The organism is Sutcliffiella horikoshii (assembly GCF_044809035.1).
GTDB lineage: Bacteria > Bacillota > Bacilli > Bacillales > Bacillaceae_I > Sutcliffiella_A > Sutcliffiella_A horikoshii_G.
In genome coordinates, this window is the sequence record NZ_CP085237.1 from 1,530,379 (window position 1) to 1,556,731 (window position 26,353).

General features: G+C 40.9%; 18 protein-coding genes. 11 read left to right on the plus strand and 7 right to left on the minus strand.

The features are described from left to right. The first annotated feature begins 2 nt into the window (after positions 1-2). Both gerPC and LG307_RS08100 read left to right on the plus strand, forming a co-directional pair. Positions 3-416 (plus strand): spore germination protein GerPC, encoded by a 414-nt coding sequence (gene gerPC / locus LG307_RS08095; protein ID WP_404449615.1) that lies wholly within the window; start codon positions 3-5, stop codon positions 414-416. After that, the gene (locus LG307_RS08100; protein WP_404449616.1) at positions 416-715 is read left to right on the plus strand and encodes a hypothetical protein; all 300 of its coding nucleotides are present in this window, start codon (positions 416-418) and stop codon (positions 713-715) included. The genes gerPC and LG307_RS08100 overlap by 1 nt, the downstream gene beginning before the upstream one ends. Here LG307_RS08100 and LG307_RS08105 read toward each other — a convergent pair. Both LG307_RS08105 and LG307_RS08110 read right to left on the minus strand, forming a co-directional pair. Further along, positions 712-954 carry a hypothetical protein gene (locus tag LG307_RS08105; protein WP_404449618.1) on the minus strand — a complete coding sequence of 81 codons (243 nt, stop codon included), beginning with the start codon at positions 952-954 and terminating at the stop codon, positions 712-714. The two genes, LG307_RS08100 and LG307_RS08105, sit on opposite strands and share 4 nt — an antisense overlap. Before the next feature lie 13 nt (positions 955-967). Continuing rightward, the gene (locus LG307_RS08110) at positions 968-1,213 is read right to left on the minus strand and encodes a hypothetical protein (RefSeq protein ID WP_404449619.1); all 246 of its coding nucleotides are present in this window, start codon (positions 1,211-1,213) and stop codon (positions 968-970) included. A 206-nt stretch (positions 1,214-1,419) separates the two neighbouring features. Here LG307_RS08110 and LG307_RS08115 point away from each other — a divergent pair, with 206 nt between their 5' ends. The 6 genes from LG307_RS08115 to LG307_RS08140 all read left to right on the plus strand — a co-directional run bounded on the left by LG307_RS08115 (position 1,420) and on the right by LG307_RS08140 (position 8,529). Further along, positions 1,420-2,622 carry a M20 family metallopeptidase gene (locus LG307_RS08115; protein ID WP_404449620.1) on the plus strand — a complete coding sequence of 401 codons (1,203 nt, stop codon included), beginning with the start codon at positions 1,420-1,422 and terminating at the stop codon, positions 2,620-2,622. A 12-nt stretch (positions 2,623-2,634) separates the two neighbouring features. Then, positions 2,635-3,939, plus strand: coding sequence for an amidohydrolase (locus LG307_RS08120; RefSeq protein WP_404449622.1), 1,305 nt, complete (start codon positions 2,635-2,637; stop codon positions 3,937-3,939). 42 nt (positions 3,940-3,981) lie between these two features. Further along, a complete protein-coding gene (locus tag LG307_RS08125; RefSeq protein ID WP_404449624.1) occupies positions 3,982-5,292 on the plus strand; it encodes a hypothetical protein in 1,311 nt (436 codons plus the stop codon). Between the two features lie 168 nt (positions 5,293-5,460). After that, the gene (locus tag LG307_RS08130; RefSeq protein WP_404449626.1) at positions 5,461-6,993 is read left to right on the plus strand and encodes an AbgT family transporter; all 1,533 of its coding nucleotides are present in this window, start codon (positions 5,461-5,463) and stop codon (positions 6,991-6,993) included. 97 nt (positions 6,994-7,090) lie between these two features. Continuing rightward, the gene (locus LG307_RS08135; RefSeq protein WP_404449627.1) at positions 7,091-7,357 is read left to right on the plus strand and encodes an HPr family phosphocarrier protein; all 267 of its coding nucleotides are present in this window, start codon (positions 7,091-7,093) and stop codon (positions 7,355-7,357) included. Between the two features lie 182 nt (positions 7,358-7,539). Continuing rightward, the gene (locus LG307_RS08140) at positions 7,540-8,529 is read left to right on the plus strand and encodes an acyltransferase family protein (RefSeq protein WP_404449628.1); all 990 of its coding nucleotides are present in this window, start codon (positions 7,540-7,542) and stop codon (positions 8,527-8,529) included. Between the two features lie 514 nt (positions 8,530-9,043). Here the strand turns inward: LG307_RS08140 and LG307_RS08145 are convergent. Both LG307_RS08145 and LG307_RS08150 read right to left on the minus strand, forming a co-directional pair. Next, entirely contained in the window at positions 9,044-9,499 is a 456-nt protein-coding gene (locus tag LG307_RS08145; RefSeq protein ID WP_404449629.1) for a VOC family protein, read from the minus strand. A gap of 148 nt (positions 9,500-9,647) precedes the next feature. Next, positions 9,648-9,929: a hypothetical protein gene (locus LG307_RS08150; RefSeq protein WP_404449631.1), complete on the minus strand. Its 282-nt coding sequence runs from the start codon at positions 9,927-9,929 to the stop codon at positions 9,648-9,650. 500 nt (positions 9,930-10,429) lie between these two features. Here LG307_RS08150 and abc-f point away from each other — a divergent pair, with 500 nt between their 5' ends. Next, positions 10,430-12,154, plus strand: coding sequence for a ribosomal protection-like ABC-F family protein (gene abc-f / locus LG307_RS08155; protein ID WP_404449632.1), 1,725 nt, complete (start codon positions 10,430-10,432; stop codon positions 12,152-12,154). A 54-nt stretch (positions 12,155-12,208) separates the two neighbouring features. On the opposite strand, the gene LG307_RS08160 is transcribed toward abc-f, so the two are convergent. The 3 genes from LG307_RS08160 to LG307_RS08170 all read right to left on the minus strand — a co-directional run bounded on the left by LG307_RS08160 (position 12,209) and on the right by LG307_RS08170 (position 15,216). Beyond that, the gene (locus LG307_RS08160) at positions 12,209-12,883 is read right to left on the minus strand and encodes a LysM peptidoglycan-binding domain-containing protein (protein WP_404449634.1); all 675 of its coding nucleotides are present in this window, start codon (positions 12,881-12,883) and stop codon (positions 12,209-12,211) included. Positions 12,884-13,046: 163 nt separating this feature from the next. After that, positions 13,047-14,078 carry an SDR family oxidoreductase gene (locus tag LG307_RS08165; RefSeq protein WP_404449635.1) on the minus strand — a complete coding sequence of 344 codons (1,032 nt, stop codon included), beginning with the start codon at positions 14,076-14,078 and terminating at the stop codon, positions 13,047-13,049. A gap of 73 nt (positions 14,079-14,151) precedes the next feature. After that, entirely contained in the window at positions 14,152-15,216 is a 1,065-nt protein-coding gene (locus tag LG307_RS08170) for an AbrB family transcriptional regulator (RefSeq protein WP_404449637.1), read from the minus strand. Positions 15,217-15,475: 259 nt separating this feature from the next. Here LG307_RS08170 and LG307_RS08175 point away from each other — a divergent pair, with 259 nt between their 5' ends. Both LG307_RS08175 and LG307_RS08180 read left to right on the plus strand, forming a co-directional pair. Beyond that, positions 15,476-24,676: a carboxypeptidase regulatory-like domain-containing protein gene (locus LG307_RS08175; protein ID WP_404449639.1), complete on the plus strand. Its 9,201-nt coding sequence runs from the start codon at positions 15,476-15,478 to the stop codon at positions 24,674-24,676. 164 nt (positions 24,677-24,840) lie between these two features. Beyond that, positions 24,841-26,037 (plus strand): MFS transporter, encoded by a 1,197-nt coding sequence (locus tag LG307_RS08180; RefSeq protein ID WP_404449641.1) that lies wholly within the window; start codon positions 24,841-24,843, stop codon positions 26,035-26,037. Positions 26,038-26,353: the final 316 nt, after the last annotated feature.

A 26,353-nucleotide genomic window follows, 5' to 3' on the forward strand; every position in this document is an offset into this window, starting at 1 on the left:
TTATGTCTAACATTGATGAAACGGAAAAAAGACTTCAAGATTTGGAGGAAAAAGTTGAGCAACTTACAACCCTCTTTAACAAGATGAATGATACAAAGCAGCAGGTTGTCCACTATCATATAAAAACGCTTGAGATTCAAAATGCAAAAATTGAAAAGCTTGACTATCATCTCGATAGTATTGGGATAGAACAACTTAGCGGTACATTAAATATAGGGAATAATTTTGACGCTAAACAGCCAACTCCTATACAAAAACCCACTTTCAAAAAGGATAAACACTACAAAGAAAAAATCAGGACATCGTATCGTCCTTTTATAAAGCACAATAATCAAAGCGAAGAAAGCCGGCACATAAGTGTTACAAATAGAAAAAGCGGATTTTCGGTAAAAATTAATGGGAAGGAGGAGAGTTGATGAGTAATTATTCGCCTAATTTCTTTATAGGAAGCATCCGGATTGGGGTGGTGGAAAGTGCTTCTTGCATTAACATGGGGAACAATTACCCTTCCCAGTTTCAAAGTCATAAAAAACATAACCAAGGGGTAGGAAACATAAGTGGCGATGAAAATGATATTCATGGAACGAAAAGCCAGGTTAGTGACTCTTCCTTTATCGATATGTTTGAGCAAACAGATACTGAAGAATTGCCGCAATGGCTGCAAAATGTGATAAAAGAAAAGGAGGATATGCAAGGGGAAGAGAAAACCGATTAATTGCTAGATTTATTCTGTACCGGCATATCCACCACATCAGGATCATGGACGATATTTAGATTGGAATCGGAATCATTATATTCCCCTGCCACCACGCCAAACCCCATATTCGTTTTTTGGAAGGTTCTCCAATTTGCCTGCATGTTTTCTCCTGTAAATATCCCGGAACAATTCATAATGGACATGACTTCAATCTTATCAAGCAGTATGTGAATTTGCGACGAATGCTTTTTTTTCAAACTAACGCCCCCTTTAGAATTGTGCAGTCGGCTGCGGGTTGTTGATTTCTGGATTCGCAATGGAAGTGTCGACACCGTCTGCATCAAAGACTACGTTACAAACATTTGTAACTGCTACCGCCCCTATTTCAATTCCATTTCCCATGTTGATTTTCCCTTGTGTGCTCCAATCAGGCTGGTTGTTCTGACCTGTGGCAACGGCAGAACTCTGGCTGATGCTGTTAACATTTATTTGATTGAAAATGATGGAAACTGGCAATATGAACCCTCCAATCCGTGGTATTTCGGATTTCTTTTAATGTAGGGTATTCCTTTAAAATACATAACGTGATGAAAGTGGGGAATTAACAGAAAATAAAAAATGTTTGTTGAAAATAAAAAACGGTATGGTAATATGTAATTACGGCATAATTATGGAATATTTCCTTTATTAAATTATACAACTTGAAAGGACGTGTTACATAGATGACTCAAACAGTTCCAGCAATGGACGAGACATTACGGAAACAGTTGATTGAGTTCAGAAGAGACATTCACCAGTTTCCTGAAGTCAGCGGCGAAGAATATGAAACTTCCAAAAGAATTCAAGTGCAACTGAGGGAACATGGTATCCTTTTCCGGACAGGTTTTGCCAAAACAGGTGTACTTGGAATCATAAAAGGTGATAAGCCCGGACCAACTGTTGCTTTAAGAGCGGATATTGATGCACTGCCTATTACAGAAAAAACGGATCTGTCTTTTGCCTCGCGAAAGGCAGGGAGTATGCACGCTTGTGGGCACGACGCTCATACTACCATGCTTTTAGGGGCGGGAATCTTGCTAAATGAACAGAAAAAGGACCTAGCAGGAACGGTACTTCTTGTTTTTCAACCTGCAGAAGAGGCATCTCCAGATGGCGGCGCTAAACCCATGATGGATGATGGGGTGTTTGATGAATATGTACCGGATGTTATTTTTGGCCAACATGTTTGGCCGGATTTGCCTGTAGGGCAGATAGGGGTTCGTGCTAAGGAAATGATGGGTGCAACCGATCGATTCAAAGTGGTGATAAACGGTTCAGGCGGACATGCCAGTATGCCTCATCAAACAAACGACGCTATCATTGCAGCTAACCATGTGGTGACCATGCTTCAAACCATTGTGAGCAGAAACGTGAATCCTATTGATGCAGCGGTGGTAACGGTAGGAAGAATAGAAGGCGGTTACAGGTATAATGTAATAGCTGATACTGTGACACTAGAAGGTTCCATCCGGACCTATAAAGAAGAAACCAAAAACAGGGTCAAACAAAGATTCCATGAAGTTGTCGAGCATGCAGCAAAAGCAATGGGTGCAACGGCAGAAATTGAGTATATTGACGGGTATGAAGCTACAATTAATTCTCCAGAATGGGCTGAGGTTGTGAAAGAAACAGCCAACAAATTATTCGGTTCTGAAGAAGCGACTCCTACTGTCGACCCTTCACTTGGAGGGGAGGACTTTTCTAGATTTTTAAACAGGTATACAGGTGCTTTCTTTTGGCTGGGTTCAGCTGTAGAAGGTAGGGGAGTTCAGAAACCTCTCCATGATCCTAAATTTGAATTTAATGAAAAAGCTCTGCCAATAGGTGTGAACATGCTCGTCGAGGTAACAAGGAAGGCCTTGGATAAACTTCAACATAAAATTTAGGAGGCAAAGACGATGGCTAAAGAGACTTCAGATTATATTTCAACCATATCCGATTCTCTTATTTCTTGGCGGAGACAATTACATCAATTTCCTGAACTTGGTTGGACAGAGTATGAAACCACCTATTTGATTGGGAAGGAACTGAGTAAACTTGGTTTCACATTATTTTTGGGAAGAGATGCCTTAGTTTCTGAAGAGAGAATGGGTGTTCCTTCGAAGGAAATACTTCGCATCTCAGAAACAAGAGCACTCAAAAATGGGGTTCCGAAAGATTGGTTGTCTAAAATGGAGGGTGGCCATACGGGTCTAGTAGCAACTCTTGACACAGGAAAAGCAGGAAAGCATGTTGCCTTGCGTTTTGATATTGATGCCCTTCCCATACCGGAGAATAAAGGGTCATCGGACGATCATTTTCCCACTTCACAGGCGTTTTCGTCTAAGTCCCCCTATTTAATGCATGCATGTGGTCATGATGGACATGCAGCGATTGGACTTGGGGTTGCTACGTATCTTTCAACCTTTCAAGAAGAACTTTCAGGAACCTTTACCATGCTTTTTCAGCCGGCGGAAGAGGGAAGCAGAGGGGCAAAGGCAATGGTGGAAAAGGGTTGGTTGGATGAGGTGGATGTGTTTCTAAGTGGTCATATCGGGATAACTCCTATGCAGATTGGAGAAGTGGTGGCTTCTGCACATGGATTTCTTGCAACATCCAAACTTGATGTCTCATTCAACGGTAAGTCAGCCCACGCAGGTGTAGAACCACAAGAAGGAAGAAACGCATTGCTTGCTGCCGCCGCGGCGTCCTTGCATCTCCATGGCATCCCAAGGCACTCTGATGGAGAAACAAGAATAAATGTTGGCACGCTTCAAGCCGGAAGCGGGAGAAATGTCATACCGGATTATGCAGAAATGTCATTAGAGACACGAGGGGAAACTAGCATACTTAATCAATTCATGGAAGATGAAGCCATTCGAATCATTCAACAAACTGCAGGTATCTACGGCGTTGAATGCGATATCCGTTTAGTTGGTAAAGGGATAGAAGCTTCCTCAGAGTTAGGATGGAAAGAGATTTTAGAAAATGCAACAAGGAGTAGCAAGAGGGTCAATAAGATTATAGAAACCTTTCCCTTAAAAGCCTCGGAGGATGCGGCATATATGCTCAACCATGTAAGGGACCGAGGAGGGAAAGCCACCTATTTCATCTTTGGCACACCGCTTGCAGCCGGACATCATCATCCTTTATTTGATTATGATGAAAAAGTTCTGGAAGTGGCACTTGACGTATATATCTCCTCTATTCTATCTTTATCCTAGAATAGAAAAGTGTGGTATTTCCGCTTTATATGAGGTGAAAAAGTGAAAGTGAAAATAGGTATTATCGGTCCAAGCGATTCCATCGAGAGAATCATGTTAGTAGGAAAAGAATTTAGGAACGTTGAAATGTTTGCTTTTCCGTATACAGTATTGGAAGAAATTGATTTAATTATCAACAAAAATAAGGGGGCGGTAGATCAATGGATGTTTTCTGGTCAAGTGCCCTTTACCTATGCCATGTCCCAGGAACTCCTGCAAAAAAATGAAGGTGGGTTTGCAGAGCTGTTTGGTTCTAGTTTTCTTGGGACACTCTTGGAAGCCCAAGTGAAAGAAAGGAAGATCTTCGAAACAGTCAGCCTTGATACAATCAGACAAGATAGAATTGAGATGAATAGAGATTTTTTTTCGCTTGAAGCAATCAATTTTCACTCTTATCCTTATGAGGGAATTGTACCTGTAGAAGACTTGGTCTCTTTTCACGAAGAGTTATACGAAAGTGAGAAGATAGAGGTAGCATTTACATGTATCCAAGCAGTTTATAGAAAATTGAAGGAGCTAAACATTCCTTGCTATCGTGTCATTCCTTCCGACCTTGCCATATTGTCTACCTTGGAAATATTGATTGAACGAGCGCATTCCTTGCGTTACAGAAAATCACAGATCGCCATTCTCGGGATAGAAGTCATCCATACGAAAGCTTCTCTGGAAGAAATGCACTACTCCCATAAAATGAAAATAAAGGAGTTAGAGTTAAAGAGAATAATGCTCCGTTTTGCTGAAGAGGTGAACGGATCATTTGTACAGTTTGGTGACGGTCTATTTCTTCTTTTTACCACTAGAGGAGAACTTGAATGGCATATTGAAGGAGAGTCCCTGCTTCAATTGGTAGAGGATATTCATGTGCAAAGTGGACTGAAAGTCAGGTTGGGATTAGGATTTGGTGAGACTGTGCTTGCTGCAGAGGAAAATGTAAGACAAGCCTTTCACCACGGGCGAGAGCAGAAATCGTCTACACTTGTTTGTGTGAATGAAGAAAGAGAAGTCACTGAATTCTTTGGTTCGTCAGATAAGCTTTCCTTCCACTCACGCTCCCATGGGCAAGAATGGGAAGAAAAGCTCAAGGATCTAACTATAAGCCCGACAATTGTTTCTCGTATAAGGTCATTGGCGCAATACTATCAAAAAGACGTCGTCACATCACAGGATTTGGCAAGTTGGTTGAAAAGTACAGAAAGAAATGCCAGGAGAATACTTACTGAAATGGAACGGTCGGGACTGATAAAAGTCTCTGGAGAAGAGCAGTCCGGACACCGTGGCAGACCTAGAAAAATATACAAACTATCGTTTCTGTGAATAGGTGGGAAATCTCAGGTAGATTTCCCAATTTTTAATAAACGGATAAAATAACTGAAAATTTATTTTATTTTAAATGTAACGAATGTTGCGATTGCTGAATAAATAGGATTTCTATTACTTTTTTTCGGAATTAAAAAGGAATTATACCTAAAAGGAGTGAGGAAAATGAGTCAATTACAAACACAGCAAGAGAAATCCACCTCCATGCTTGATAGGTTCTTAGGTGGCGTCGAACGGATAGGGAATAAGCTACCAGATCCATTTATGCTATTTGTTTACTTATCTCTTTTTATCATTGGAGTGTCTTTTGCAGTCAATCAATTTGGAGTAACGGTGGAGCATCCTGGCACCGGAGAAGAACTGGCTATTAAAAGTTTGTTGTCTGGGGAAGGAATTGAATTCATTCTAACCTCGATGCTTACGAACTTCACCGGTTTTGCTCCTTTAGGTCTAGTACTGGCTATGATGCTGGGTATTGGTCTTGCTGATAAAGTTGGTTTAATTGAAGCTGGGATCAAAAAAACTATCTTAAATGCTCCGAAAGCATTAATTACGTATGCAGTGGTTGGTACTGGTATACTGGGGAATCTTGCATCTGATGCGGCATTTGTTATTGTACCACCTCTTGCTGCCATGATCTTTTATACAGTTGGCAGGCATCCACTTGCCGGACTTGCGGCAGGTTTTGCGGGAGTTGGAGCAGGGTTTACGGCAAATGTTGTTGTCGCAGGAACAGACGCTTTATTATCTGGTATCGCGACAGAAGCCATCAAACCATTTGATGAGTCTTTAATTGTCACACCAGTTGATAATTATTATTTCATGGTAACTTCCGTGTTTATCCTTGCTATTGTTGGTGCTCTAATAACTGAAAAAATTATCGAGCCACGTCTTGGAATTTATAAAGGAAAGATCGACAAAGAACTAGAAGAACCTAATCCCCTTGAAAGCAAAGGGTTGAGAAATGCTGTTTGGGCTGGACTTGTGTATTTGGTACTGCTGGCGGTTGCGGTGTTCTGGCCTGATTCCATTTTAAGAAATGAAGACGGTGGAATTGTTCCGTCTCTATTTCTGACAGCTATCGTTCCAATTACCCTATTCTTTTTTATTGTGGTAGGTGTTGCTTATGGGGTTACAGTAGGGAAAATTAAAAATACTGCAGATGTGCCAAAACTGATGGCAGAGTCCATGACAGATATGTCAGGCTATATTGTCCTTATATTTGCGGCGGCTCAGTTTATTGCATACTTTAACTGGTCGAACCTTGGAATATGGATTGCTGTAAACGGTGCAGGATTCCTTGAGAGCATGAATCTGACAGGAATTCCAGGAATTATCGGGTTTGTCCTCCTTGCGGCAGTATTGAACTTGATCATCTTCAGCGGATCCGCACAGTGGGCATTGATGGCGCCAATATTTATTCCTATGTTTTGGATGCTGGATTATCACCCGGCATTTATTCAGGCGGCGTTCCGGATTGCCGATTCGTCCACCAATATTATTACTCCATTGAATCCCTATATAATCGTCGTCTTGGCGTTTATGAAAGATTATGATAAAAAAGCAGGACTTGGAACTTTAATTGCTTTGATGTTGCCATATAGCCTTATATTCTTAGGTGTTTGGATCATTATGCTTGTCATTTTCGCGCTAGGTGGCATCCCAATCGGACCTGGTATAGAAATGATGATTAAATAAAACAAAGTGTAGGCAAAAGTACTATTTTACGAAAATTATTCATGAAGTCATTTACCCTCACATACCATATATAAATTTGGTTATGTGGGGGATTTTTATGGTATCCAAGCAAATAACGGTTGCACTTGAAAACGGACTTCATTCCAAACCAGCTCGATATTTTGTTGATAAAGCAGGTAGTTTTGTTTCAGACATTCGTGTAATCAGGCACAATAAAATCATTGATGCTAAAAGCTTACTCGGTCTATTATCGCTCGGAATTGCAAATGGAAGTGTGGTAACAGTAAAAGCCGAGGGCTCTGATGAAAAGGAAGCAGTAGAATGGCTGACGAGGTTTTTAAAAGGCGAAGAAATATTGTACTGAACACAACAGGTGGATGCAAGAATCCATCTGTTTTTTATTTTTTATAGAAACTAAAGGAAATTTTTACATTCCTCCAACGGACAAGTTCATGTTATACTCTTCGAATGAATATATGCCTATGTTTATGTGATGCATAAATGTGGGTAAATACCTTCGTATAAGTAGAAATGGAGGAGAACACCATGAAAACTCGCGATTCCTTCTTTGATAATGCGAAGTTTATCTTAATTTTTCTAGTTGTATTCGGGCACATCATTTCGCCGTACCGTGGAAATGATGAGTGGCTTGTGTCCATCTATCACTTTATCTTTATTTTTCATATGCCAGCATTTATCCTATTGGCAGGCCACTTTAGCACCAACTTTCATAAAAAAGGCTATTACGTAAAAATCATAACAAGACTTTTGGTACCGTATCTGATATTGCAGACAATTTATACGTTGTTTTATAGTCAACTCTATGCCGATCCATCCATGACCTTGGAGTACTTCACACCAAGATGGGCGATGTGGTTCTTACTAAGTATGATTGCCTGGAAACTTATGTTGCCGCTGTTCGGGAAATTACAGGCTAGATACAGTATACCATTGGCAATTTTGCTGGGTGTCGTAATTGGGTTTGTTGATATTCCAGAAAGATTCTTAAGTTTAGATCGAACGTTTTACTTCTTTCCGTTCTTTTTGATTGGCTATTATTTAACGAAAACAGACTTATTTGAGAAATTAAAAAACGGAGCCTATCGTGGGTATGCTACAGCATTTCTTATCGTATTGTTTGCTGGGATTTACGTTTGGTTAGGTGGAATTGACGGAGCGAGTATCCTATATGGTACTTACACGTTCTCGTCTGTGACTGATGTCTTGATCCGCATGGGCATTTACGCCGGAAGCATGCTTGTAACCATTGCCTTTTTCGCTTTGGTGCCTAAAGATAAGTTTATTTTTACAGGCATTGGAAGAAGATCGTTTTATGTGTATATTTTACACGGCTTTATTATCAAGTGGTTTTTTGAAACGAGCTTTGGCCAGGCGGTCAACTCACCTACAGGATATATGTTGCTTCTGTTATTGAGTATTCTGGTGACGGTGGTAACAGGAAACAAATATGTAGTAAAAGCTATTCAGACGCCATTTGGGTATTTGAAGGAAAGCTTGTCTTTGAAAAATGGTTGATTATTAAGTAGAAAAAGCCGCTCCGGTAACCTTTATGGTTGTCAGTGCGGTTTTTTTGATGGTTAGGAAATTATAAAATAAGCTAATTGTGGAATAGTCTTCATATTAATTCTTCATCGTAGAGATGAAGACCTGAGTACCGAGGAAAAAGGAGGAGGGAGGTTCTCATGGTCGATCGATATGAAGACCTCGATGACCAGATAGGAGGAGTAGGGAGGCGCTCATGGTCGGTATGAAGACCTCAGTGACAAGGAAAAAGGAGGAGATAAGTCCTCATCGCCGTTATGAAGACCTCGATGACGAGGAAAAAGGAGTAGGGAGGTCCTCATGGTCAGTATGAAGACCTCAGTGACAAGGAAAAGGGAGGAGAGAAGTCCTCATCGCCAGTATAAAGAACTTAATGACTGCCGCTTTTTAGGTGTGGAAAAATGGTTCGGACATTTACGCTGTATACCCCCTAAAATAACTGGTAAAAGCCAAGCATCACGAGCTATCCATTCGCAACAAATCATTATTACTGAAAAGTCTTTTCCCATTCGCTCAAATGTAATACACCTAACTCAGGTTTAGGCTCCTGGTCCAATAATGCAAGATATTCCAAGCTATTGCCGTCAGAATCAGTGAAATAATAGCAGGCAGCGGGCATCCATGCGTGGACAACAGGTTCGCTTGCATCCAGTCCAAAGCTCGGGGAAAGTGCAATACCTTTTGCATCTAAAAATGTTGGAACGCTCCTCAATTGATCCAGTGTGACCTTAAAAGCAAAATGGGAGCGAACAAATTCATGCTCTTTAACCTCCCAAACTCCCAGCATCTGTTGTTTCTTATCTGAATCACCTAAAAAGAAAAATGCCACTCTCCGCTCCTCTAAAAAGTATGCAAGCTCCAACCCCAGGCTTCTATAGAAAGCTACCGCCGACTCCAAATTTACCGTTTTCACATGCGTTTCATATAATTCCGCGTTTCTCATTGAAAGTTCCTCCTAATATTTATTAACTACTTTTATTGTATTAGGAGTATTTAAACCTGACCTCCGGAATAAGTTTGAAGATCCCATACTACTTTAGACGGAAAAAAACACACAACCAAATGTGGTTATGAGTCTTTGTCACACTATATTATGGAGTTTGTTTATCTAGTTCTTTTGGAGCCATTTTTACAGTACGATAGTTGTTTACAACCCAAATCCCAAACAGCGAGAGAACGGTAGACATCGTGACGATGGCTGGCAACAGATCGGTGATTCTTGCGATTAGACTATATAAGATTCCAAAACTGACCATTGTAAGAATCACACTGACAAAATGAACTTTTTTGTTCAGGTAGGCCATTAAACCGCCACCTGAAAAAACAAGCATACCTAACAAGAATAGCGCAATCACTGGAAAAAGATATTCCATGTCTTGCATAACCTCCGTTATGATGGTTTCTGTTTCTATATGTATAGTATATCATAAACTTTATAAAAGATTCAGAAATCGGAGTGGGCATTTAGCAAACATGCCAAAAGTTCCAAAGCATTGTTAAAATTAGCATTGACAATATGTAAAAGGGAAAATATACTAATAGTGCAAGACTATACGAGAAAAGGAAGGTACTAGGTGCGATGTGGAATTAATCTATTTTTTAGGAGTGAACTCATGTGATTATTAAAATGAGAACCCTGGAGAATTGGATTAGTCTGCCCATATTACCTGCCATAAGTATCGTTGTATAGATGCGTCGCTATCCATGATGGATTAGTGTTATTTTGTGATACTTATTTGTAGAATTGGCGTTGTTTGCATATGCAATCGACTTTTCTTTTAAACCTCTCCAGGATTCTGGGGAGGTTTTTTGTGATGATTGATACGATGGCTGCTCATTTATAAGCAAAAAAACAATAATGAGGTGCATATGTATGACAATGATACTACAAGTGAAACAAGTGAATAAAAGTTTTGGGGAACGGGATATTTTGAAGGATATCTCTTTTGATATAAGAAATGGTGAAAAGATTGGGTTGGTTGGTTGGAACGGAGCAGGGAAGACGACTTTGATGAAGTTATTGATGGGCACGATCCATCCTGATTCGGGAAGTATTACTAGAATCCCAGCTACAGTAAAGGTCGGATATCTGCCGCAAAGCACTGATTATACCATTAATACAGATCAAGAAATCATGGAGGAAGCCAAAGACCTCTTACGCGTGACAAGTGAGTTGGGTTTGGTTAAATCCATTACAAGAGATGGAGCTTCCTCTGACACCTTGAGTGGTGGAGAGAGACTTAAACTAGCGTTGGCAAAAATTTGGACCCAATCTCCCCAGCTTTTTTGTCTGGATGAGCCGACAAACCATATGGACATGAAAGGTGTAAACTGGCTAGTATCAGAACTGAACAACTTTGCTGGTGCAGCCATCATCATCTCCCATGATAGATACTTCTTAGATAAGACAGTTTCTAAGATATACGAAATAGAAGACTGTAAGCTAATGGAGTATGAAGGTAATTATACAGCGTATCGTCAAGAGAAACAGCGTCGTCTCGATCAACAAACGCGGGATTACGGGAAGCAACAACGAAAGATAAAAATGATTGAAGATCAAGTTGCCAACTTGAAGCAGTGGTCAGAAAAAGCGCATAGGGAAGCAGGGAAAAGAGATAACCCTGGTGAGCGAAAACAGATTGGCTTAAAGGAGTTCGAGCGGGTAAAGGCGAAGAAAAAGGATAATCAAATTAAATCAAAGACAAAAAGACTGGAGCTTGAACTGTCCAAACATAAAGTGGAAAAGCCGAAGGAAGAAGTCCAGATCAAATTTGAATTTGAAACGGACGGAAAAAGAGGGAAAAGAATTCTGGAAGCGAAAGGGTTAACCAAGAAATATGGAGAACGACTTCTCTTTGAAAAAAGTCATTTTTATGTGAAGCATGGAGAGAGAATTGGGTTAATTGGTGAAAATGGAGCAGGGAAAACCACTTTTATAAAAATGCTATTGGAACAGGAACCTATTACAAAGGGTTCCCTGTGGAAAAGTACGTCCTTGAAAATTGCCTATCTGAGCCAAGAAGTCAGTGACATGCCTATGAATAAAACAGCAATGGAATTTTTAGATCTTATTGGATGGGAACGTGTTTCCAAAGCTCGCACCATTTTTGCGAATATGGGGATGCATGAGGAAAAGCTCACCAAACCTCTGAAAACCCTTAGCCTTGGCGAAAAGACAAGAGTCAAGTTGGTTCACATGATTATGCAGGATTATGAAGTTCTAATCTTGGACGAACCGACCAATCATCTAGACTTGCCAAGCAGAGAACAGATGGAGGCTACCTTGTCTACGTTCAATGGTACGCTTATCGTTATTTCTCATGACCGCTATTTTATTGAGAAGCTATGCGAAAAGCTGCTTGTGATTGAAAATAAAAGAATCAAACGTGTGGAAACAGGCTTAAAAGAATATGAAGAGAGTAGAAGGAGCCAGACGTCGTCTTCTGAAAAAGAAAGCAGAGAAAAGGTTGCGATTTTGGAGGCCAGGATTACCGAATTATTGGGGAAGATCAGCATGGTGAATAGGGACAGTGAGGAATATTCCTCTATGGATAATGAGTTGTTAAAATTGATGAGATTAAAAAAGGAATTAGCATAAAAAAGAGGCGGTCAAAAGGTCAGAACGGACTTTTTGACTGCCTCTTTTCATTAATTAGTTTAGTCTTAATTCTTGCCCTGAATAAATAGTATTGGAGCTAAGTTTATTAAGTTTTTTTAGTGCATCAACACTTATTCCATATTTTTTAGATAGGGAATACAAAGTATCCCCTTTTTTGACTGTGATGGCGAAGCTCTCCGGAGAAGGGGAGAGGTAGAGTTGTTGGCCCGTCTTTATGGTGTCAGCAGTAAGGTTGTTCCAGTCCTTCAATTGTTCAACAGAAACATCAGACTTTTGGGCTAAAGAGTATAGAGTATCTCCTTTTTTCACCTCCATAATGACAGGGGCTTTTACTAAAAGTTTCTGACCGGTATAAATATTGTCATAGGTTAACAGATTCCATTTCTTCAACTTCTTTACAGTAGTTCTGTGAGTTTTGGCAATAGTGTAGAGGGTATCCCCCTTGGCTACTATGATATCTGTTGCTTCTTTTATTATGAGTTTATCTCCAGCAATGATCTTGGAACTTGTTAGATCATTTATCTTTTTGAGGTCATCTATCGTGACATCGTATTTCTTTGAAAGACTGTATAGTGTATCCCCTTTTTTAATAGTGATAACCTTGTTACCACTTGCAGCAAAAGCAGGTTTGTAGGATGAAAAGCCAAGTGCACCCGATAGGCCTAATGTAATTGCTAATGCAAGAAAAACTCTTTGATGTTTTTTCATGTTGAACACTCCAATTTAGAAAAATTTGATTACACTTACTTTGACGTAGTTGGTTGAAATTTGTCGCTTGTACATGAAAAATTGTTAAGCCCATTTTTAGAAGAGTTGAGTATAAAATAAAAAGCCCGCAATTATATCAATTGCGGGCTTTCTAAAACATGATTTATGCTCTTGTTTTCCAAGCATTCAAGACATTCTGTTCTTTTTCACTATGAATGCCGGCCTTTCTATCTTCCTCTTTTCTTGATGTTTCAAAATGAAGGACATCTTGAACTGTATCTTCTACGGATCTCACTTCCAATCGGTGCTGCAAGGCCTTATCAATACTTATGGAGCTTGCACCGCGCCAAGGTTCACTGCCCTCTACCAGGGGGTGCTCTTCTGGAATCCAAAGCGGCATTTCTGTCCAAGGAGCAACATGTTGTTCCAATAAGAAACTCTCGTCTGCCCAGACAAATTCCGCATCGGATCCACTTACCGTTTTGCATACGGTAAGGAAATCTTCCATGCTCACTGGTGTTGTCGGTCCTGTGACGTTAAAAGTGCCGGTTATTTTTTCATCTGCCATTTTCAGTATCCAAAGGGCCATGTCTCTTGCATCAATATACTGAATTTCTCTTTCTTTTCTACCTGGGGCTAAAACTTCGCCACCTTCAGCAACCCGATTGACCCAGTAGGAAAAGCGATCAGAGTAGTCATATGGGCCAACCAGAAGTCCAGAACGGACATGCAATACCTTATTAGGCATATTTTTTTCTGCGGCGCGTTCACTCTCTGCTTTTAAAGCTCCGTAATGGGCATTGATTTGCTCTTGAGTTCCAAACCCGATATCTTCTATTTGTTTTTCTGTAAGGGACTGAACAGGATAATCCTCTTTAATGTTAGAAGGAATCCAATCTTTGTAAACCGAAATGCTTGAAATGAAGGTGTAATGGTCGACTTTATCCGCGAGCACCCTAGTAGCTTCGGCTAATGCTTTAGGTGTATAACCGCAAGTATCTATTGCCACATCCCATTTTCCAGTTTCAAGTGGGGAGAGGTCTTTGTTGCGATCTCCCACAATGCATTCTACATGCGGAAACAAATCTAAATGGTTGCCGCGATTGAACATCGTTACTTCATGACCTTGCTTTAACGCTTCTTCTACGATAAATCTACCTAAAAAACGCGTACCGCCAATCACTAATATTTTCATATGTAGGCCTCCATGAATAGGTTATAGTAAGCTAGTTCTCTACAAAAGACAGATAATCCTTTTTTTCGCCCTTTTATGCAATCTTTTCTTTTGGCATTTTCCTGAAATACCACTTAAGAAGGGGAGGTACCACGATAATAATGAATAAGAGCCGTATTAATTGCAGTGAGCTGACAACTGCAGGATCTCCGCCTACAGAAGTTGCCGTCAACACCATTTCAATCAGCCCGCCAGGTGCGACACTCAAAATGGCAGTCGGCAAATCCAAGCTGGTCACCGCAGCGAGAATCATTCCAAGGCCAAAGGAAACCAAAATTAACGTCACCGTCAACCCAAAATAAACAACGCAATATTTGCCTCCAAGCTTCAAATCTGCAAACGCTATTCCTTTTCCCATCCCTATTCCTACAGTTATCTGTGCGAATATCAACAACAAAGGTGGCAGAATGGCCATTTCTATCAGGGTTATATTAATTAGGGCAGTCAAGGCAAGTGGTATGATGACAATGCCTGCAGGAATTTTATCTTTGAACATCACCCCAGCAATTACTGCTGGAAGGAACCAAAGATATTGCCATCCCCCAAACTCATATGTACGTCCAATTGCGGCAGTAACATCTTGACCAATCCCGTTAGACGAAAAAATATGTACAACAATGAAAGGAACCATGAACAACACTGTAAGCAATCGCACTGTCTGGAAAATGACCACCAAGGAACTTTTCGCATTAAGCGATTCACTTGCAATCACCATTTCGGAAAGCCCCCCAGGAATTGATCCAAATACACTCGTAATTTTATCCACAGCTATCCACCTTGTAACAAGAATACTGTTCAAAATACTGACTGCAACCAAAGCAATGGTTGATAAAACATAGGGGAGAATGTATGGAACTACAGTCAACAAGGTATCTTTTGTAAAATAAAGACCAAAAAACAATCCAAGAACCAAAAATCCACTTTGTTTTAACGGCTCTGGACAATAAACCTTCCGTTTAGAAAAACCTTGATAAAGCATGATGGAAGTCAGTGCTCCAAGTACCCATGGCAGAGGAAGGTTTGCTAGATAAAACATATATCCCCCCATCCCGCCTATCACATATGCTTCTAATAATCTAGTAAGAGCTATATTTCGCATCTCTAAATACCCCTTTATTTGAATAAAGCAATTGTAACATATTTTAGGGGGAGGTTAGGAGAAATCCCTCTTTACTACTAACTACCTAACGGGTAGTTTTCGACAATTTCTCTTAAGTATTTTGGTAGATTGATTCGACAATGGCACTAGGGAGAAATAATCAAAATAGCAAAAAGTGTAAAAATATCGAAAAATTATACAGGTATTAGTCAGTTTTTCGTGTATTTAGTACAACGAATTAATTTTTGGGGGTGCATGGATGTACAAGGTGAGCAGGTGGAAAGGAAAGAGGTTCATACCAATCATGTTTATTTTCATTTTATTAATTAGTAGTGTGCTGCCGCATGTCGCAAACGCAAATGAAACTTCAGTCAAAGATAGCCAAAGTCAGGATCAGGAATTAGAAAAAAATAGGGAAGCGGTATATCAACAGGAGACAAATAAAGTGGAAGATATAGAACTAGAGGATGGGGAGTTTTTAAATGTTCTCTCGGGTTTAGGATGGAATGCTCCCGAACTGAATGAAGAAGAAGGTTTAAAACATAAGGAAAAAGAGAAAGTAGAAGCGGCTGTTATAGAAGAGTTACAAAAAAACGAAAAGGTAGATATTATCGTTCGGTTGAAGGACAAAGCGGAACTGGACAAAGTTTTTATGAATGCTCGAGGAAAAATGTCACATGAAGAACGAGTGGGGATGGTGACGGAAAATCTCCAGAATCATGCAAAAGAAAGTCAACAAGGAATAACAAAGGCCATATCAGCACTTGAGGAAAAAGGGATGGCAAAAAACGTCGAGCATTTATGGGTCATTAATGGTCTTTCGCTTACTGTAGATAATCAAGGACTTGAAGAGCTGAAAAAACGAGAAGATATAGAAAAGATAACTTATGACCGTGAATTAAATGCACCAGAAATCACAACAGAAGGAACAAAGCCCAGACTTCCCGAATGGGGGCTTGAAAAAATAAAAGCAACAAATGTTTGGGGGGAGTATGGACTTAAAGGGGAAGGAATAGTTATTGGAATCATGGATTCAGGTGTGGATGGTACACACGAAGCCCTAGCCCATAACTATCGAGGGAGAGATGGAGACCATCAATATTCTTGGATCGATGTATCCGGACAAAACTACGCCACCCCTAAAGATGGATATGGTCATGGAACGCATGTTGCTGGGACTGCAGTAGGTGGAGGGGAAGGCGAACCAATAGGGGTGGCGCCTGAAGCAGAATGGATTGCTGCTAAAATTTTCACTGATGGTGGGTCAGCTACGATATCCGGCATCCATCGTGCGTTTGAATGGTTTATGGCTCCAGGAGGGGATCCATCTAAAGCACCTCATATAGTAAACAATTCATGGGGAAATCCTAATACTTTTAATAAGGAATTCTATGAAGATGTACAAGCTTGGGTGGCAGCGGGTATTTTCCCTCTTTTCGCTGCCGGAAATGAGGGGCCGGGGGCACAAACAGTTGGTTCCCCTGGAAGTTTTCCGGAATCTTTTACAATCGGAGCTACGGATAGTAACGACCAGGTTGCATCTTTCTCAAGTCGTGGTCCGGTATATTGGATAGATGATGAAGGCAATCAACAACGGCTTCTAAAACCAAACGTGACTGCTCCGGGTCATCAGGTTTATTCAGCTTGGCCAGAGGTCAGAGGTCAAGGTAAATATAATACGATCAGCGGTACTTCCATGGCTACGCCACATGTTGCCGGAGCGATAGCTCTTTTGTTACAAGCCAATCCGAATTTGTCCATTCAGGATATTAAAGACCTTCTTGCTGACACGGCAAGACAGGAGCAGCACATGGGTACATTACCTAATGACCTTTACGGGGAAGGTATCATTAACATCTACCATGCTGTTACTACAACGGCATTTGCAGGCGAATTAAAAGGCACTGTCCAAACAGAATCTGGGAATGAAGTGCCAATCACAATAGAAATACCTGAACAAGATCTAAGTGTGGAAGTTACGAACGGGCAGTTCGAGTTATCCGTTAGAGAAGGAAAACATAGGGTCATAGTGAAGGCATTTGGTTATAGGATGTTTGAACAGGAAGTTGTCATAAATAAAGGCGAAGTTACATCCGTATCTTGGAGCTTGGAGCCTTCAGACCGCTATGAATTGACAGGTAGAGTAGTAGACAAAGAGTCACAAGAGGAGGTAGCCTATGCTTATATAAGTTTAAAGGGTACACCTATCACTGCAAGGGCAGATGAATCAGGTAATTTTAAACTTAGCAATATACCAGAGGGCAAGTATGAGCTAATCGTCTCAGGAGAGGGAATTAAAGGAGTCAGCAAACAAATTGAAGTGAAGGACAATCAGGAACTGACAATTGAAGTGGGGTCGCAGTCGGCCACCTATTCTGCTGAGTGGAAGACTGCCAACAGCAGTCATGAAAGAAATGCGGTCTCCGCCAATGCGATTGATGTTAACGAGTTGAATCAGCAATGGGAGTATTTAAATGGTACAAAAGGACAAATACTATTTGCGAGTCCGACTGCGAGCAATGAATATGTCGTTTTCACCACTGACAGGGGATGGGTAACAGCGTTGGATGCAAGGGATGGAAAAGAAGTCTGGAGTATAAGAATTGGAAATTCCAATCGTTCAACGCCGACAATAGTGGAAGATAGCATCTACTTATCTGGAGGACAGGATGGCTCCATTTATGCATTGAACCTGGAAAATGGAAATATAAAATGGAGCAAAAACATTGGTCAGCCTGCAATCTATGAATCACCGATCTATAAAGATGGGACAGTCATTGTCAGTTCAGGATTAACTGATAATGCAAGTATATATGCACTGGATGCTACCAATGGGAACGTAAAATGGTCAGTAGAACTAGGCGGTTCCTCCTTTTTTGGAGGTGCAATAGGGCAGGAATATGTGTATATCGGTTCCTATGAGAATCGGACAATTAGAGCTTTACAACTATCAGATGGAGCTGAGGTATGGAGTAAGCAGCTATCTCAGGAAGGCTTCGCTTCAAGGCCTGTCTTTCATGAAGGTTCAGTCTATGTTCAAACGGCCAACTTTGGGAACGGTGCAGGGTCGTTACTTGCCATAGACGGAAATAATGGTGAGATATTATGGCAAACTGCCGGGATTGGAGACTCACAAGCAGGTTCTCCCATAATTTATGAAGACCTTGTAATAGTAGGTTCCTCCCCCATGCAGGTATTGCGTGCGTTTAATAAAAATACTGGTGAAGAGCTTTGGAGCAATCGTACTGTCGGCAGCACTCTGCATAATGGGGCTGTCAGTGCAAACGGAGTACTTTTTTTCTCTGGGACAAGTGGTTTAATGCAAGCAATCGATGTTTATTCGGGTACGATATTGAAAGACTTTTCCTTACCCGACTACAGCACTTCCGGGAGCCTTATACTCCCTGGGAACTTAGTAGTTCCTCATCGCAATGGGATAGTAAGCTTTCAGTCTCCGGGGCACTTGGAAGGAACCATTCTAGATGAAAACGGAGAAGTAGTCACAGCGAAAATATCTGTCTTGGAAACAAAGAAGGAGGGAGATATTTTCAATGATGGGAGCTACAGCTTTAAGCACCAGCCGGGGGAATTTACATTAAAGGTAAGTTCTTATGGGAAAAAACAAGTAACAGAAAGAGTTACGTTTGTTTCAGGTTATAAACAAGTTAAAAATTATACACTAACCGAAGCTGATATAGGCGGATTGGAAGTTCAGGTAATAGATGATCGAACAGGTGAAAAGCTTACTGGAGTGGAAGTTCTAGTAAAAGCCACCCCTTTAACAGGTGCAACCAATGAAAACGGTGAGCTGCATTTTGAGGAAGTATTTGAGGGAAGTTATGAGGTGGAACTTAAATTAAATGGTTATAAAGAGTGGAAGGATTCCGTAATAATCGAACCAGGTTCTTTATACTCCCTAGAAGTAAGTATGCAGCCATTTGAGATAGCTGTTTTAAATGATTGGGAGGGGGAAGTTACCAGTCTATTAAACGCCAATGGATTTTTAGCGGAGGAAAGGGACTGGGATATTGTAGAAAATATCAACAGGTATAAGACAGTTTATCTGAACGGAGCATATGGCAGTGGTGGATGGAGGCCAGATGAAGCATTGTTCAACGAATTGCTGGAAGAAGCAAAACGGCATGAGGTGAACCTGGTTTTCGCTGACTCTTGGGGTTCAAGCTATGGGACGATCCGGCAGCTCACTGAATATAATCAAGATCCCAAAGAAATTGCACACTATAATGGAATGGGACAGGTCCGATTGCAGGTGGATGAAGAGCATCCAATACTGAGCGGATTTAATAAAGGTGATAGAATCACATTGTTTACAAGGACGGGAGATTTTGCCTGGTTTAATCAACACTCTGGACGTCACATTGCTAGTATAGGAAGTACCACGCAAGGAATAAAAGGGACAGGCATTTCTTATAAGGCTGTTTCGGAAAATAGTGCTCATCTGTTACTGGCCAATCACGGGGCTTCACCATGGATCTCTCCGATGCAGGGGTGGCTTCCGGATATGCAGACTGTACTCTTCAATGGATTGAATTTTCTGCATGATGTTGATTTTGGAAAAGTGACGGGAACAATCGTTGACCTTGAAGGGAACCCTGTACAAGCAGAAGTGGGAATCGTGGAAACAAATATCTCCACAAAAACTACAGGCGAACAAGCAGGTTTTGAATTATTCCACGATGAAGGGGAATTTACAATCGAGGTCAGGGCAAGCGGGTTTGCCACACAAACGGAAATAGTTAACATTGTTCATGGTAATCCTGTAGAGCTCAATATCGTTCTAGGAGCGTCAAATGGAGATAAGGTTTCAGGTGTGGTTACAGATGGAATTAGCAAACAACCGATATCAGAAGCGAAAGTAAAGATGATCAAGGACAACGAAGTGGAGGTAGAGAGGGAGACTTCTATTAACGGAAGATTTGAATTTACCGGGTTAGAGTATGGATCATATATACTTCAAGTGGAAAAAGAAGGTTTCATCAAATTGAGCCAGCCAATTGAGGTTGGGAGGGTTCAAGAAGACGTCAATATAGAACTTTTCGAGACTCCTAGGGTTGCGGTTCTAAAAGATTACAGCTTTAGTTCACGTAACTTCCAATCATTAATGGGAGATGCCGGAATACCGGTTACTTCGCTTACTTTTACGAATGTAGTAGAAGAAATAGTGAATTATGATGTTTTATTTATAAATGAAGCATCTAACACGGATTTACCGTTAACATTATTTGATTCTTTAATGGCAAAAGCGGATCTGGCAGGAACAAGTGTAATTTTTGGTGACAACAACAACAGTACTGCATCGATTGCACGGCTGGTAAGTTTACGTGAAGATCCATCTTCGAGAAGGACCATATCGAATACAACCAGTTCAGCAGGCTATGTGGTGGAAGAAAATCATCCTCTCTTCAAAGGGGCTGAATCGGGAGATTTCCTTGAGGTGACAGTTCCAGCCGGTGGCAGGATTGCAACCTTTGATGGATATTCCGGATACACTATTGCCTCCATCAAACATGAAGGAGATGATACTGTCCACGGACCCGCAGTTGCCTTTAAACCAAGGACATCAGGAAATGTTGAGCTACTGTTAAGTGGTCATGGCTTTGGTTCGTTCCGCCACAAAGATCACTATACGGAACAAGGAAAGGACTTCTTGGTGAATGCAGTACTATGGACCGCATATGCAGAATTCCATACGATATCCGGAACTTTGTTGGGTGAGCAGGGAGAACCAATAAAAGGGACAGTTTCAGTAGAAGGAGATGCATTCTCTGCAGAAACAGACCCTGAGACCGGAGCATTCAGTATTGCGATGGTAGATGGGGAATATGATATCACCATCGAAGCATTCGGTTACAAATCCATGACAAAATCTGTTGTAGTGGATTCAACTACCGAACCACTTACACTTTCCCTCGAGGTAGATGAAACAGTTGGGAAAATAAACGGTATAGTGGAAAATGAGTCAAATGGCAATGCGGTCGAAGGAGTTAAAGTGGACGTCCTTAATGTTCCAAGAGAAGCATTAACCAACACTCAGGGTTCCTTCCAAATTAATAAGATGATGCCAGGTACCTATAATCTTCTTTTAACGAAAGAAGGCTTTGTTAACAAAGAAGTGAATGTGAAGGTAGAGGAAAAAGGTGAAGTGAATATAAATGTTTCATTAAAACCTTCTCCTACCATTGGCATCATCGTCGACTCGACATCTTCAGGATCTATCACGGTGAAACAGTATCTAGAAGAAAAGGGTTATAACGTGGTTGATATGTATTATACAGATTTAGATATGTTGGAAGATGTGGATTTGGTCATTGCAAACTCTGACTATGACAATAACAAAATCCCTACAGCTGCTGAATTTAAAGCGTTTCAGGAGGCCTTAGACAGCGCCAAAACATCTGTTATATGGACAGGTCAACATGCTGGACGGGGTGGTATCCGATTCATGAACACCTATGATGATAATCCCGGTGTTGTAATTGGTGGAAGTCAAACAGGGGTTCAAGGGCTGGTTCATGCGGAGCATCCAATTGTTGAAGGTGTACCAGTTAATGAATTATTCCCGGTCACCAATGGCTCCAACTATTTTTACGCCTTTGATGAGTATGATGGAGAAACAATCGCTCAGCTAAATACAGCATCAGGGGATAGAATTGGAGAAATGATTGGTTACAAAGGGAGAACCAATCATTCCGTGGAAGTTTTATTGGCAAACTTTACATTCGGTCACCCTTTCCATCCAGGCCTTCCGCAATATTTTGATGAGCATCGAGAACGGATTTTTAACAACACTATAACATGGATCTTGGATAACAAAGAACCGTTAGTTGGAGAACTGAATGGCAAGATAGTCAATGAAAAAGATATGCGAGTTCAAGCGACCCTAACTGTCGTGGATACAGGAAAGACTATCCCAACCAACCAGCAGGGGGAGTTTTATCTGGGGCTACCTGCCGGATCGTACACAATGAAGGTGGAAGCTTTTGGTCATCTTACAAAAGAGTTCCCGATTACTATTGAAAATGGCGGGAAGTTGGAAGAAACCTTTGAAATAGTGACAGACCAATCGGGTGTTATTAAAACTGTCGTAAAGGTTGGACAATCAGGAACAGTTATAGAGGGAGCGACAGTAACGATATTGGAAACACCCGTAGTGGGGGCAACAGATACAGAAGGATTATTTGAAGCGGTTGTACCTGTTGGCACTTACAGTGTAAGGGTGACTGCACCAGGTTTTGCACCTGTTCTCCAAAGCGATGTCGGTGTTGAAGAGGATGGGATCAACGAGCTCACCTTCAATTTAGGTGAATCTGAAAAGATCGCAGTAGTTGGAACAACATTAAATGGTGGAAGAATCATGAGCCTATTGGAACAAAGGGGCTATTATGCAGAATTTCACTTGAACTCTTCCTTGAACGGTTTAATAGACAATATTGAGGATTTTGCGTTAATAATCTTTAATGATAAGCATTCTAGTATGAACAATGAACAGTTCCGCTCCTTTATTGAACTTGCCGACGCCAGTCAGGTCAGCATGATGTTCCCTTCACAGATGAGCAATGGGACCGTCAGAGAACTTACAACTGTCTTTAATAATCCGGAGTCTGTGAGTCAAGGTTATGTACCAGGTAAAATTCAGGTGGCAGTAGATCATAGTCACCCAATCTTTAATGGCTTTACATCTGACATGATTACCATTTTAGAGAATGGAACCAGCAGTGTGCAATATGCTGTATACGATGGATATAGTGGCACAACCATTGGGACACTGCATCACCCTGAAAGAGGGGTACTGGGTAGCGGTATCGGCTATGAATATCGTACAGCAAATTCAGTGCATGTACTATTATCCGGACTTCATTCGGGAACATATGGACATCCAGATTCAAAGTGGACAGAGGACGCAAAAGAATTGTACTTCAATGCAGTAGATTGGGCGATCTCAGCTAGTCTTGGAGAAGTGACAGGAACCGTCCGTTCGGTTGATGGTGAAGCTATACCGAATGCGAAAGTCGCTATTGAGTCGCTCGGAATGGAAGCCACTACCAATGCTTCCGGGCAATATAAGCTAGGAGTTGGAACTGGTACGTATGAGATAAAGGCAAGTGCCAGAGGCTATATGGAGCAAGTAAAGGAATTTGAAATAACGGAGTTAGGTGAAGAAATAATAACAGACTTTGAACTTGAGAAAATAGAAGGTACATCCATTTCTGTTCTAGTAACCAATCAGGAAGGAGATGTGGTTGAAGGGGCAAAAGTAAGGCTAAGTTTCACAGATCTTTCAGGGGTGGAAGATGAAATTCCAACGGATGGTGAGGGTCTCGCAACCTTTGTTGACCTTTTGGATGGAGAGTATGAAGTCACGGTAAGCTTAGACGGATATATGAATTCATCACAAAAGGTGATTCTTCAAGGGGAAGATACAGCTATTTCCTTTGTAATGTCTCCTATCGAAGTAGCGGTATTAGGAGATTGGAACGAATCGCTAACCAACTTCTTGAATGAAGAAAAATTACATGCAGAAGCAAGAGATTGGACAGTAGTGGAGGATATAGAACGTTACAAGTTAGTGGTCGTCAATACATCCAAGGGTACGGATGAACAAATGAATGCTTTAGTAGAGGGAGCAGAAGAATTTGAAGTAAGTCTGGTGTTCGCAGGTTCTTGGGGAGATGGCTCAATATCTCTGTATTCAGAGCTTACCGGTTATCCGGTATTATATCAACAGGGATATAAGGAGAGTTCTGTAAAGCTGAAGGTTCAAGAGGGTCATCCAATTTATGATGGATTGGAACCGGATGAGCAAGGCTTGATCGACATCCATGTTGAACAAAGTCCTTATGCCACCTTTAAAGAATATCCTGGTGCAATACTCGGTAATGTCTATGTAAATGGCGAAGATAAGGGTGCGGCGATTGCCTATGAATTTAAAGGTGATAAACATATGCATCTATTGTTATCAAGTTTCGCCGCAACGAATATGGTGGGACCTGATAGAGGCTGGACAGAGGAAGGAAAACAAGTCTTCATACAAGCCCTTCGCTTTGCAATGGAAGCGGAAAGGGAAGAAGTGCCTGTGGAGCCGCCTGGAGCACCCGAGTGGGAAGAAACAAGAATTAAAACTGGTGATAAACCGGTGTTGATCAAAGGTTTTGCAGAATCGCTATCAACTGTTCATATCTATCAAGAGAAAGATGGAAAAAGAACAGCAATTAAATCAGTAAACGCTAATGAGGATGGAATATTTAGTGTAGAGTTACAATTGAAAAATGGTAGTACCTTCTTGGTGGCACAAGCTGAAAATGAAGGAGGAATGTCTGCTTGGAGTGAGACGCTTCAAGTGATAGTAACGGGTAAGCCTATTGGAAATCCGAGAGAGCCTAGAGTTCCAGAGCAGCCCGTGAAACCATTGGACAATAATGAAAAAGAGGAAGGAGAATAAGATTCGTGGTTTTAGAACCGGGAACATCTTTTTTAAGATGTTCTCGGTTTTAGATTTAACTTATAGTAAAAACTACTTCCATTGACACCGGCCTCTAAAAGTCATAAAATACTTAAGTTGAAATATTAAGAGGCGCGAAATAAATAATGGGAAGAAGTGACATAATGGCACCTGAACAACGTAAGAAAATGATTATTTTAATGATAAATATGTTTATTGCAGTAGGGAGTTTCGGTATAATCATACCTATTCTTCCCGCATACTTGGCTTCAATCGGAGAAGGCGGATTGGCAGCCGGTTTAATGATTGCCATATTTGCCGGAGCGCAGTTTATCATGTCACCACTGGCTGGAAAATGGGCTGATCAATACGGACGAAGAATTATGATTATTCTTGGCTTAGCCGGATTAACCTTGTCCATGTTTGTATTTTATGGATTTGATTCTGTCTGGATGCTTTACTTTTCCCGTGTCATTGGCGGGATAGGCGCAGCACTTTTAATTCCGGCACTTTTTGCTTATGTAGCGGATATAACCACGATGGATCAGCGAGCGAAGGGGAACAGTTATATTTCCGCTGCCATGTCGCTCGGTATCGTTATAGGACCTGGTATTGGCGGTTTCTTAGCTGACTTCGGATTAAAAACGCCATTATTGGTATCTGCTTTAATTTCGCTTGTGGCAACTGTTTTCTCCATCCTTGTGTTAAAAGAAAGCAGAGAGAAAGAGACGGTATTGGCACAGGAAGAAAATCCGGAGCCTATGATTAAAAAGCTGGCACAATCGGTGAACAAACCTTATTTTATACCGCTTATTATCACGCTCGTAATGAGTTTTGGATTGATGGCATATGAGTCTGTTCTTGGGCTATTCATTGATAATCAGTTTGGCGCAACCCCTCAAGAGATTGCCGTAATGATTACAGCTACAGGAATTATCAGTGTAATCGTGCAACTTTTTGTAGTCGATCGAATTGTTCGTGCTATTGGAGAAGGCAATGTCCTAAATATTTTCTTGTGCGTAGCGGCAATCGGTTTCTTGGTTTCGTTATTTGCTTCAAGCTATGGTGTATTCTTTGGAATCACTTTAATTATCTTTTTGGCAACATCTATCTTGAGACCTGTGATTAATACATTAATTTCAAAATTGGCTGGCAATGAGCAAGGATTTGCGATGGGAATGAATAACGCGTACATGAGTATCGGAAATGTACTAGGGCCAACACTTGCAGGGTTATTATATGATGTAAATATCATCTACCCGTTTGTACTAGGACTAATAGTGTTAAGTGTAACCATCCTAGTATCTTTCACATGGCAATCGAAACAAAAGAAAAGGTTGGCACAAGTAGAGGCGAATTAAATTCTTTTAAGAAAATTCAGATAGCCTATTTACTTTTAGATAAAAATACCATAATATAAATGATGTAATAAAAAACGAATGGAAGCGAGGGATGTTTTATGAAGAAGTTAATTGTCGTAAATGCCAATCAATTAAATAATGAAGCACAGCCCTTGCATAGAAATCGTTGAATTAATCTGTTTGTTTTCTGATGTGATTGTAGATTTCCATGGGCTGTGACGAAGCGTCTCATGGTTTATAAATGTTTATGAAAAAGACCGTGCGAGCGGTCTTTTTGTTTTGCCAAAAAAATATCTACTTTCCATTAGGAGGAAAA